The sequence below is a fragment of the Methylocella silvestris genome, assembly GCF_002891535.1.
GTDB lineage: Bacteria > Pseudomonadota > Alphaproteobacteria > Rhizobiales > Beijerinckiaceae > Methylocapsa > Methylocapsa silvestris_A.
The window spans coordinates 1-11,117 of sequence record NZ_PDZR01000044.1 but is presented as its reverse complement, the minus strand read 5'-3'; the positions used below and the strand labels follow the sequence as shown (position 1 = coordinate 11,117).

The window sequence follows — 11,117 nt, the reverse complement described above, 5'->3', positions numbered from 1 at the left end:
GCTTCAACAAACTGAAAAACTGGCGCCGCTTGGCGACCCGCTACGACAAGACCGCCGAAAGCTACCGCGGCTTCGTCCTCATCGCCGCCGTCCGACTATGGATGAGGGTATTTGTCAACAGGACCTAAGAGGCTGACCCAGCTCGTCCCTGTAAAAGCGTCTTGTCCGATTCTGTGATAGCCTGATCGGGGCGCGGCGACCGGTTCGGATCGGAAGCGGACGGCGCGAAAGGTCTGATCTCGACCATTGGGCTGGCCGATTGCGCATTTCTGTTTCAAAGCGCCGCCGCCTTTGCCTTTCGGCGGAGGGCGTCCTAAACCTGCCCGACCAGAACCCCGCCGCCGCCTCGAGACCCGGTCCCCCATGCGCCTCTCCCGTTATTTCCTGCCGATTCTGCGCGAAAATCCCAAAGAAGCCGAAATCGTCTCGCATCGCCTGATGCTGCGCGCCGGCATGATCCGGCAGGAGGCGGCCGGCATCTATTCCTGGCTGCCCCTCGGCCTCAAGGTGTTGCAGAAAGTCGCCGAGATCGTGCGCGAGGAGATGAACAGGGCAGGGGCGATCGAGCTTTTGATGCCGACCTTGCAGCTCGCCGACCTCTGGCGCGAAACCGGCCGCTATGAGGCCTACGGCCCGGAAATGCTGCGCATCAAGGACCGCCACGAGCGCGAAATGCTGTACGGACCGACCAACGAGGACATGATCACGGCGATCTTCCGCTCCTATGTCCGCTCCTATCGCGAATTGCCGAAGATTTTGTACCACATTCAGTGGAAGTTTCGCGATGAGCAGCGGCCGCGCTTCGGCGTCATGCGCGGGCGCGAATTTCTGATGAAGGACGCCTATTCCTTCGACGTCGACGAAGCCGCCGCGCGGCTCGCCTATAATCGGATGTTCGTGTCCTATCTGCGTATCTTCGCCCGGATGGGGCTGCGGGTAATTCCGATGCGCGCCGAGACCGGCCCGATCGGCGGCGACCAGAGCCATGAATTCATCATTCTGGCCGAGACGGGCGAATCCGCCGTATATTGTGATGCGGGCGTCCTCAATTTGCCTATTCCGGATGAGACGATCGATTACGATGGCGATCTCGCGCCGATCGTCAAGCAATGGACCAGCCTCTACGCCGCGACCGAGGATGTTCACGACGCCGAACGCTTCGCCCGCGAGACGACGGAAGGACAGCGCATCGAGACCCGCGGCATCGAAGTCGGCCAGGTGTTTTTCTTCGGCGACAAATATTCAAAGCCGATGAACGCCAATATCACGGGGCCGGACGGCGTCGAGCGGCCGTTCCAGGGCGGCTCCTATGGCGTCGGCGTCTCGCGCCTCGTCGGCGCGCTGATCGAGGCCAATCATGACGAGGCGGGCATCATCTGGCCGGCCAGCGTCGCCCCGTTCAAGGTCGGGATCGCCAATTTGAAGGTCGGCGACGCGGCGACGGACGCCGCCTGTGAAAAGCTCCTCGCCGCGCTGGAGGCTGCCGGCGTCGACGTCCTCTATGATGATTCCGCCGATCGGCCGGGCGCGAAATTCGCCAAGCTCGATCTGATCGGGCTGCCCTACCAGGCGATTGTCGGGCCGAAGGGCCTCGCCGAGGGGAGAATCGAAATCAAGACCCGCGCCAGCGGCGAGCGCGTCGAGCTTTCGCTCGATGAGGCGATTAAACGGCTCATCGCATCATGAGCGAGGCTTCGCCGAACGGAGCGCGGCCTTTTGCGGCCTTCGAATGGATGGTGGCGCTGCGCTATCTGCGCGCGCGCCGCTCTTCGGGTTTCGTCTCGGTCATCGCCGGCTTCTCTTTCCTCGGCATCGTGCTCGGCGTCGCGACGCTGATCGTCGTCATGTCGGTGATGAATGGGTTCCACAAGGAGCTGCTCGACAAGATCGTCGGCATCAACGGCCATATTTTTCTGCAGGCGACGGATTCGCCGCTGACCGACTATGACGAAGTCTCGCGCGAGGTCGGCGCGCTGCCGGGCGTTCAACTCGCCATTCCCATGATCGAGGGCCCCGCCGCCGTCTCCACCACGAATATGGCCTTTGCGCTGGTGCGGGGCGTGCGCGAGGCCGACATCAAGCGGCTTCCGGGCATTGCCGGAAATGTCCGCTCCGGGACGCTCGACGGCTTCGACAAGGCCGGCGGCGTCGCGATCGGCCAGAGGATCGCCGATAATCTTGGCCTTCGCGTCGGCGACAAGATCAAGGTGCTGATCGCCAACGGACCGCAGACGCCGTTTGGCGTCGCGCCGCGCAGTAAGGTCTATCCGGTGACGGCGATCTTCCAGATCGGTATGGCCGAATTCGACAATCTCTTCGTCTATATGCCCTTGCCCGAAGCGCAGGGGTTTTTCAGCAAGGACAATGAAGCCAGCGTCATCGAAGTGTTCCTCAATCGTCCGGAAGACCTCGACGCGGTGCGCGGCCGCATCGATCAGATCGTGACCCGTCCGATGATCATGACCGACTGGCGCGAGCGCAACCGGACCTTCTTCGACGCGCTCAATGTCGAGCGCAATGTGATGTTCGTGATCTTGACGCTGATCGTGCTGGTCGCGGCGCTGAACATCATTTCGGGGCTGATCATGCTGGTCAAGGACAAGAGCCACGACATTGCCGTGCTGCGCACCATGGGCGCGACGCGCGGCGGCGTGATGCGCATTTTCCTCATCACCGGCGCGTCGATCGGCGTCGTCGGCACCTTTGCGGGCTTTCTGCTGGGCCTTGCCGTCGCGTCGAATGTCGAGGCGATCCGGCAGATGCTGAATACATTGCTGCACGCCAATCTGTTTCCGGCCGAGCTTTATTTTCTGTCGCGCCTGCCCTCGGTGGTCGATCCTCTCGATGTGCTGACTGTCGTCGGCATGACGCTGGCGCTTTCCATCCTCGCCACGATCTATCCGTCCTGGCGGGCGGCGAAGCTGGATCCTGTCGAAGCGCTGCGTTACGAATAGCCATGACGTCACCGCCGCCGGCGCTTTATCTTGAGAAAATCGAACGCCGCTACGATCAGGCGGGGGCGCCGCTCGAAATTTTGCGCGGCGCCGAATTCGGGCTGTGGGCCGGACAATCGGTCGCCCTCATCGCGCCGTCCGGGGCCGGCAAATCGACCTTGCTGCATATCGCCGGCCTTCTGGAAAAGCCGGACGCGGGCGAGGTTTATGTCGCCGGCGTGCCGACCGTCGCCATGGCCGATCACGAGCGCACGGCGCTGCGGCGCAGCGAGATCGGCTTCGTCTATCAGTTCCATCATCTGCTGCCGGAGTTTTCGGCGCTTGAAAACGTCATGCTGCCGCAAATGATCGCCGGTCATTCGCGCAAGGAGGCCAGGGAGCGCTCGGGGCAGATCCTCGACTACCTCGGCCTCTCCGCGCGAAAAGACCACAGGCCGGCGGAATTGTCCGGCGGCGAACAGCAGCGCGTCGCCATCGCCCGGGCCGTGGCGAATGGGCCGGGTCTCCTTCTCGCCGACGAGCCAACCGGCAATCTCGATCCGAAGACCGCGAACCATGTGTTCGAGGCCCTCGACGCCATCGTCCGCGCGACGGGGCTCGCAACGCTGATCGCCACGCACAACATGGACCTTGCCGGCCGCATGGATCGCAGGATCACCCTGCGCGACGGGCTGCTGGTGGAGCTGGATTAGGCGTCGACCTGCGCGGTCGCGCCAAAAATCGCCTCGAATTCGCGCCGCAATGCGGCGTCGACATCCGCCATGACGATCGGCAGGCCAAGATCGACGAGGCTCGTCACGCCATAATGCGCGCTCGCGATGCCGCAGGGCACGATGCCTTTGAAATGGGACAGATCCGGCTCGACGTTGAGCGAAATCCCGTGCAGCGTGACCCAGCGCCTGATCCTGACGCCGATCGCCGCGATCTTGTCCTCTGCGGGCTGGCCCGACAATCCCGGCGCCTTGTCGGGACGCGCCGTCCAGACGCCGACGCGATCCTCACGCCGCGCGCCCCTCACGTTGAACTCGGCCAGCGTCGCAATGATCCAGTCTTCCAGCGCGGCGACAAAGGCGCGCACGTCCTGGCGGCGCCGCTTTAAATCCAGCATGACATAGGCGACCCTCTGGCCGGGGCCATGATAGGTGTATTGGCCGCCGCGGCCGGTCTTGTGAACAGGAAAGCGCGCGTCGACCAGATCGGCGTCCTTGGCGGAGGTTCCGGCGGTGTAGATCGGCGGGTGTTCGAGCAGCCAGATCTGTTCGCGCGCTTGACCGGCGGCGATGGCCTCGGCGCGCTGCTCCATGAAGCGCACAGCATCCTCATAGGGCGTCTGCCCGTCGGACACGCGCCACTCGACCGGCGCCCCATCGGTTCGAGTCCAGGGGGCCGGTTTCAGGCTTTCGCGGGAGATCGTTGGCGTAGCTGTCATGGACGGGAAGTTTTAGTCCTCTCTCGCATCTGCAATCAATGGCGCGGCGATTAAACCTTTTCACGGCCGCCTCGCCCTTGCCACGGCGCGACACATTTGTTAGACGACGCGCCTGCCCGCGGAGCGTTCGCTCCGAAGACGGGCGATGCGGCCATGGCGGAACTGGTAGACGCGCTAGCTTGAGGTGCTAGTCCTGAAAGGGGTGGAGGTTCGAGTCCTCTTGGCCGCACCAAACATATAAAGACCTGCTCAACGGCGCCGCTTTGGCGCTGTTTTTTTGCCTCACGGGCGTTTGGCGGCGCGCGGCGCCGGCATGCGGGCATAAAATCCCGCCGCGATTTTCTCGGTCTCGGACGACCAGCCCGCCGGCGCGTCGCGCAGCGGCGGCGGATCGTCGCCCGGCCGGATATGCACGATGCGGAAACCGCGCCGTTTCATCTCACGCAGCAGCTGCGGCAGCATGGCCGCCGTCTCAACCTTGATATCGTGCAGGAGCAAGATGCCGCCGTTTGCCGCCTCAAGCCGCGACATGACGAGATCCAGTTCCTCCTGCGGCGTCATCTTGTTCCAGTCGGAGGCCCAAAGATCCGCGCCGAACACAGCGATGTTGCGCGAGGCCAGCCAGCCGTTCAGCGTCGGCGTGTCGGAAAAGCCGGGATAGCGAAAAAACGGCGTGCGCGGCTCTGACGCCGCCGCGCCATAGGCGGCCGTATCGTCAGCCGCAAAGCCTTCGTCGATATTCTTTTTGGCCGCCGCCTCGCTTAAGCGCCGCATATCTGGGTGCGAAAAACTGTGATGGGCGACGGTGTGGCCCTCAGAGGCCTCGCGGCGCGCGAGCGCAGGAAGTCCGCGCGCGTTGCGGCCGATGAGGAAAAACGTCGCCTTGACGCATTCGGCGGCGAGCGCGTCGAGAATTTTCGCCGTCGTTCCTGCCGCCGGCCCGTCGTCAAAAGTCAGCACGACTTCATGATCGGCGAGATCCAGCGTCTTTGGATAGCTCTTGAAGCCGATGGCGAGGCCGCCCTTGGCGCTGAAGGCGATGGTGCGGCTGACCCCCAGCGCATCCGGGCTGCAGGCTTTTGGCGCAGTCGCGGCCCCGGCCGGCGCGCGCAGCGCGAACAGAGCGGCGGCGGCCAGCATTGTCGCGCGGGGCAGAAGTCGTCGGCTCATGGCGACTTCATAAACCGGCCTTGGGGCGGCGTCAGCCGCAATCTTCGCGCCAAAACGTCAATCCCGCGGGGGCGGCAAATCGGCCGCAGGCGGCGTCTCATTGCGGGGCTTGCCGGATTGCAAATCCCCTCTATTAAGCCACTGGGGCGGCGGCGAGCACTTGGGGCGTTGATGGCGGAACTGAAGGACGAGGATTTCACCGAGGCCGACGACGGCTCGATCTACGATGAGGACGGCGGCGTCAGGGCGGATTTCCTCGACGAGGTGAAGGCGGCGATAGAGGCCAATGACGGACCTCGCGTCACCGTCCTCGCCGGCGCGCTGCACGAGGCCGATCTCGGCGCCCTCATCGTCGCGCTCGAGCCCGACGAGCGGCTGCGCCTCGTCCGGCTGATGGGGACGCATTTCGATTTCGCCGCGCTGACCGAAATCGACGACAATATCCGCGACGAAATTCTGGAAGGCCTGCCGGCGCGCGAAGTCGCCGAAGGCGTGCGCGATCTTGAAAACGACGACGCGGTCACGCTGCTCGAGGATCTTGAGCCGGAAGATCAGGCGGAAATCCTCGACGCGCTGTCGCCGGTCGACCGCGCCCAGCTGCAACGCTCGCTCGACTATCCCGACCATTCGGCCGGGCGCCTCATGCAGACGACGTTTGTCACGGCGCCGCCGTACTGGACTGCGGGGCAGGCGATCGACGTCATGCGCGATACGGACGAGGCGGACCTGCCGGATTCCTTCTACGAGGTCTTCATTGTCGATCCGGGCCACAGGCTGCTCGGAACGGTCTTCCTCGACACGCTGCTGCGCTCGAAAAGCCGGGCGCTGCTGGAAGACATCATGTCGGCGGACCGGCGCCGCGTCGAAGTCACCGAAGACCGCGAGGAGGTCGCGCGGCTGTTCCAGCGCTACAATCTCGTGTCGGCGCCTGTGGTCGATGAGGGTGACCGGCTTGTTGGCGTCATCACCATTGATGATGTCGTCGACGTCATCCAGGAAGAAGCCGACGCCAATCTGAAGGCGCTCGGCGGCGTCTCTGAATCGGAAGAATTGTCGGACACCGTGTTCTGGACGGCGAAGAGCCGCTTCGTCTGGCTGCTCGTCAATCTGTTGACCGCCTTCATCGCCTCTTCGGTGCTCGGCCTTTTTGAAGGATCGCTGCAAAAAATGGTGGCGCTCGCGGTGCTCGCGCCGATCGTTGCGAGCCAGGGCGGCAATGCGGCGACGCAGACGATGACGGTGGCGGTCCGCGCTCTTGCGACGCGGGAATTGTCGCGCGCCAACGCCGCGCGCATCATCTTGCGTGAAGTTCTGGTCGGCGCTGTGAATGGCGTCGGCTTTGGGATCCTCACCGGCATTGTCGCGGGCTATTGGTTTGGCAGCCCGTCGCTCGGCGTCGTCATCGCCCTCGCCATGGTGACCAATCTCATCGCCGGAGCCTTGGGCGGCATATTGATCCCGCAAATACTCGCCAGATTTCATATCGATCCGGCAGTGGCTTCGGGCGCCTTTGTGACGACAGTGACCGACGTCGTCGGCTTCACGGCCTTTCTCGGCTTCGCGACGGTGTGGTTCCGCCTGGGGTGACGGCGGCCCCTGCGTCTTTTGCTTGGGCTTTGACGAGACGGCTCGTCAGCGCATCCTGTCGGCGCCGGCCCGTCTCAGGATCGAGCCTGCCTCCTGAAAGATCTGCTGTAGATCGTTGGTCGGGGCAAGCGCAGATTCATGTTCGAAATTGAGGCCGGCCACTACCAGATCGATGGACGTCACGCGTTCCGTCAACCAGTCTGGATGTGGCCCGGGAAAGGGCCATTTGAAGCGGAAATCATCGCCGCAATAGTCGTCGACAAAGCGCGAGACATAGTCTCCGACGATGAGGACGCTCTGATCGCGGCCGCCTCGTTGCGCGATCGCAACGTCATAGATCAGCAGCGCACGGTCGGCCACTTCGCGGACCACTGCGCTGATAAAGTCGACGCGCGGCGGGAGCGGCTGTGGATTGAGAGCAATGGCCGCCCAGGGGTCCGGCAGGGGACCGGCGCCGAGTCTTGGCGCGTGCCCAGTTGAAAACGCGGCGGCTGTGCTTTGCAACGCCTTGCGGATGATCGGACCCCAAGCGCCAGGCGGGTGCGAATCGTCCGTCGTTGGGAAAAACCCGAGGAACTCGCGGAATACTGTGGATAATGAATCTTCAGAAATTCCTTCGCGGCTTGTCATGGCGGTGCCTCTGTGCTCGAAAAGCGCTTTGCGCTCGCCCCAAGACCGACAGGCGGGTTTCCCGCTTGAGGCGCCGAAAGGCGACCGCCAAATTATGTCGGCTAGCCGACATATAGCCGATGTGAACGGGTCAAGCGAGAAGTTTCAACCGGAACGTGTTCGACGCCGCTCAGCGCGGCCATGCTTTGGCTTGCCGCGCTGCGGGTAGCCCGGAGGCCACGCTTCTATTGCGGGTTTTCCAGGCTGAACATTTCCGCCTTTTCGTCATAGGCGAACAATTCGCCATAGCGACCCCAATTGACGACGCTCTGGAGGGTTTTGGCGGCGTAGTCTTCGGACATATGATCCTCGAGCTCTTCAAGGAAACGCGCGGCGCGCGCCGTATGGCTCGGGCGCTCCTCGAGCACGGCCCTGATGCGTCCGGCCAGCGGCACATAGGCGAGCAGGTGGTCGCCGAACAGCTTTTTGCGGGCGTCGGTTTCGAGATCGGCGAAGCGCGCTCCGGCGGGCGTCAACCGGATATCGCCTTCTTCAAGTTCGGCGAAACGCATCAATTGCAAGGTCTCGCCGACGGGGAAGAGTTCGTCGATCTCGAGCTGCAAACTGTCGGCCAGCGCCGGCAGATCGGCGCGGCCGTGATAGGGCTCGGCGGCGACCTCCTCGATCATGCCGGCGATGGTGTTGGTCGAGACGAGCGGCAGGGACATGCCAACTCCAAGGCCTGCAAACGTCCCTTCGCGGCCGGGCGCCGCCTCGGACCGCTTCGTCATCAGCGCATAGATCTTGTCGACCAGCTGACGGAATTCGGGATCGAGCCGGTTGCGCGGATGGGCCAGCGTCACCTCGATCTCGGCGGCGATGCGGCCGGGATTGGAGGCGAGCACGATGATGCGGTTGCACATCAGCACCGCCTCCTCGATGTTATGCGTCACCATCAAGATCGATTTGATCGGCATGCGTCCTTCGACCCAGAGATCGAGGAGGTCGGTGCGCAAAGTCTCGGCGGTCAGCACGTCGAGCGCCGAGAAGGGCTCGTCCATCAAGAGAATATTCGGATGCACGACAAGCGCCCGCGCGAAGCCGACGCGTTGCCGCATGCCGCCTGAAAGCTCCTTTGGAAACGCCGATTCGAAACCGTCGAGGCCGATGAGGTCGATCGCCTTGAGGGCGCGGCGGCGCGCTTCCTCGCGCGGCGCCTTGCGGGCTCTGAGGCCGAGTTCGACATTGGCGAGGACGGTCAGCCAGGGAAACAGTGCGAAGCTCTGGAAAACCATGGCGACGCCATCGACCGGGCCGTCAACCGGCGCGCCGAGATAGCTGACCTCGCCTGAGGCCGGCCGGACAAGCCCCGAGACGATCCGCAGCAAGGAGGACTTGCCGCAGCCCGAGCGCCCGAGCAGCCCGACGATCTCGTTCTGCTTCAGAGACAGCGACACATTGTCGAGGACGCGCGGCCCCTGTTCGCCCGAGCCGGTCTGATAGTGTTGAATAATATTCCTGACTTCGAGCAGGGGCGCGTCTGCGGGAAGCGCGGCGGCGGCGTTGGGCATGGAAACCTCAGTCTAGGCGAAGACGGCGCTCGGCGAGGCCGAAGAGTGGCCGCCAGAATAGCCTGTTGAACAAAATGACGACGGTCGACATCACCGCGACCCCGAGAACGATCTTCGGATAATCGCCCTGTTCCGTCGCCTTGGCGATATAGGCGCCGATGCCATGGGCGGCGACGACTGTGTCGCCCCATCGCACATATTCGGCGACGATGGCGGCGTTCCAGGAGCCGCCGGAGGCTGTCAGCGCGCCGGTGACATAGAAGGGGAAGATCGCCGGGATCATCACGCTCTTCCACCAGTCGAGGCCGCGGATGCGAAAGCCCGCCACCGCTTCCTTGAGATCATTTGGAAAGGCCGCGGCGCCGGCGATCACATTGAACAGAATATACCATTGCGTTCCGAACACGATCAGAGGCGAGAGCCAGATATCCGGATTGAGCGAAAAGCGCAGGATCAGCACCACGGCGATCGGAAAGATCACATTGGCGGGGAAGGCGGCGAGAAATTGCGCCAGCGGCTGGATCTTGTCGGCGAGCGCTGGCCGAAGGCCGATCCAGACGCCGACCGGAACCCAGACGATCGTCGCAAGAGCAAGCAGGAGGACGACGCGGATCAGGGTGAACAGCGTATACTCGACTGCCTGTCCGAGGTCGGCGAAGGTGAGTTCCGTGCTCACATAGTCGACGATCCGCCAACCCGACCAGGCGATCATCGCCGCGATCGCGACGAACCATAAAATATCGACGAGGCGGCTCAACGCCGGGTTGGGCGCGGCTTTGAACTTGTGGCTGCGCCGCAATTCGAGTCGCCAGAGGGCGAAGCTCTGGAACAGATCGGACGGCGGGCGCGTCAGCTCGCGCAGCCAGTGGGTGCGCAGAAAGAGATCGCGGACAAAGGAGCGCGACTGGCTCTGGCCGGCCGAGAGTTCGACGCGAAATCGCGAGGCGAAGGCGACAAGCGGGCGAAACAGCAATTGGTCATAAGCGAGGATGACGATCGCCATCGCGACGACCGCGGCGAACACCGCGTCGATGCGCTTTTGCTCGATGGCGAGGGCGAGATAGGAGCCGACGCCCGGAAGCTTGATCGTCGTGTCGCCCACCGAAATCGCCTCCGACGCGACGACGAAGAACCAGCCGCCCGACATCGACATCATCATGTTCCAGATGAGGCCGGGCATGGCGAAGGGCGCCTCGAGCTGCCAGAAGCGCTGCCAGCCGGAGAGCTGGAAGCCGCTCGCCACCTCGGCGAGATCGCGCGGCACGCTGCGCAGCGACTGATAGAAGGAAAAGGCCATGTTCCAGGCCTGCGACGTGAAGATCGCAAAAATGGCGGCGCATTCGACGCCGAGAATTGAGCCCGGAAACAGCCCGAGGAAAAAGGTGACGGTGAAGGACAGGAAGCCAAGAATTGGCACCGACTGCAAAATGTCGAGCAGCGGAATGAGGACCAGTTCGGCGCGCCGGCTCTTGGCGGCAAGCGTCGCATAGGTGAAAGTGAACAGCAGCGAGGCCGCCATGGCGGCGAACATGCGCAAGGTGGTGCGCATCGCATAATAGGGCAGGCCCGCGTAATCGAGCGACGTCACCGTCGATTCGGGCGCTGCGATCGGCAGCGTCAGCCCCTGCGAAAAATGCGAGATGGCGATGAAGGCGGAAAAGATCAGCGCAAGACCGAGAATGTCATACTGATTGGGCAGCGCCTTGCGGCCAAGCGAGGTGAAGGCGACGAAAGGTGGCGGCATCGCGGCTCTCGGGAAGTTTGCCGCCTGCGGCGCGGGGCGGAGAGGGGGGAGGG

9 protein-coding genes, 1 tRNA gene and 1 pseudogene are annotated in these 11,117 nt (G+C 63.5%); 6 read left to right on the top strand and 5 right to left on the bottom strand.

Going from position 1 to position 11,117, the window contains the following annotated elements:
• The 4 genes and pseudogenes from CR492_RS19870 to CR492_RS19855 all read left to right on the top strand — a co-directional run.
• Window positions 1–128 (top strand): annotated as a pseudogene (locus CR492_RS19870) (IS5 family transposase); the annotation flags it as partial.
• 235 nt (window positions 129–363) lie between these two features.
• Window positions 364–1,686 carry a proline--tRNA ligase gene (proS, locus tag CR492_RS19865; RefSeq protein ID WP_102845456.1) on the top strand — a complete coding sequence of 441 codons (1,323 nt, stop codon included), beginning with the start codon at window positions 364–366 and terminating at the stop codon, window positions 1,684–1,686.
• Window positions 1,683–2,954, top strand: coding sequence for a lipoprotein-releasing ABC transporter permease subunit (locus CR492_RS19860; RefSeq protein WP_102845455.1), 1,272 nt, complete (start codon window positions 1,683–1,685; stop codon window positions 2,952–2,954). The genes proS and CR492_RS19860 overlap by 4 nt, the downstream gene beginning before the upstream one ends.
• A 2-nt stretch (window positions 2,955–2,956) precedes the next feature.
• Complete coding sequence (locus CR492_RS19855; RefSeq protein ID WP_102845454.1) at window positions 2,957–3,646, top strand: ABC transporter ATP-binding protein; 690 nt, start codon at window positions 2,957–2,959, stop codon at window positions 3,644–3,646.
• Here the strand turns inward: CR492_RS19855 and lipB are convergent.
• Complete coding sequence (gene lipB, locus CR492_RS19850) at window positions 3,643–4,383, bottom strand: lipoyl(octanoyl) transferase LipB (RefSeq protein ID WP_102845453.1); 741 nt, start codon at window positions 4,381–4,383, stop codon at window positions 3,643–3,645. The two genes, CR492_RS19855 and lipB, sit on opposite strands and share 4 nt — an antisense overlap.
• 147 nt (window positions 4,384–4,530) lie before the next feature.
• Here lipB and CR492_RS19845 point away from each other — a divergent pair.
• Window positions 4,531–4,615, top strand: a tRNA-Leu gene (locus CR492_RS19845).
• A gap of 50 nt (window positions 4,616–4,665) precedes the next feature.
• Here CR492_RS19845 and CR492_RS19840 read toward each other — a convergent pair.
• A complete protein-coding gene (locus CR492_RS19840) occupies window positions 4,666–5,553 on the bottom strand; it encodes a polysaccharide deacetylase family protein (protein ID WP_102845452.1) in 888 nt (295 codons plus the stop codon).
• A 171-nt stretch (window positions 5,554–5,724) separates the two neighbouring features.
• Here CR492_RS19840 and mgtE point away from each other — a divergent pair, with 171 nt between their 5' ends.
• Window positions 5,725–7,140: a magnesium transporter gene (gene mgtE, locus CR492_RS19835; protein ID WP_102845451.1), complete on the top strand. Its 1,416-nt coding sequence runs from the start codon at window positions 5,725–5,727 to the stop codon at window positions 7,138–7,140.
• Window positions 7,141–7,185: 45 nt separating this feature from the next.
• On the opposite strand, the gene CR492_RS19830 is transcribed toward mgtE, so the two are convergent.
• From CR492_RS19830 to CR492_RS19820, 3 genes are all read right to left on the bottom strand, one after another.
• Window positions 7,186–7,770 (bottom strand): hypothetical protein, encoded by a 585-nt coding sequence (locus CR492_RS19830; RefSeq protein ID WP_102845450.1) that lies wholly within the window; start codon window positions 7,768–7,770, stop codon window positions 7,186–7,188.
• Between the two features lie 224 nt (window positions 7,771–7,994).
• Window positions 7,995–9,320, bottom strand: coding sequence for an ABC transporter ATP-binding protein (locus CR492_RS19825; RefSeq protein WP_102845449.1), 1,326 nt, complete (start codon window positions 9,318–9,320; stop codon window positions 7,995–7,997).
• A gap of 7 nt (window positions 9,321–9,327) precedes the next feature.
• Window positions 9,328–11,064 carry an ABC transporter permease gene (locus CR492_RS19820; protein WP_102845448.1) on the bottom strand — a complete coding sequence of 579 codons (1,737 nt, stop codon included), beginning with the start codon at window positions 11,062–11,064 and terminating at the stop codon, window positions 9,328–9,330.
• Between the last annotated feature and the right edge of the window lie 53 nt (window positions 11,065–11,117).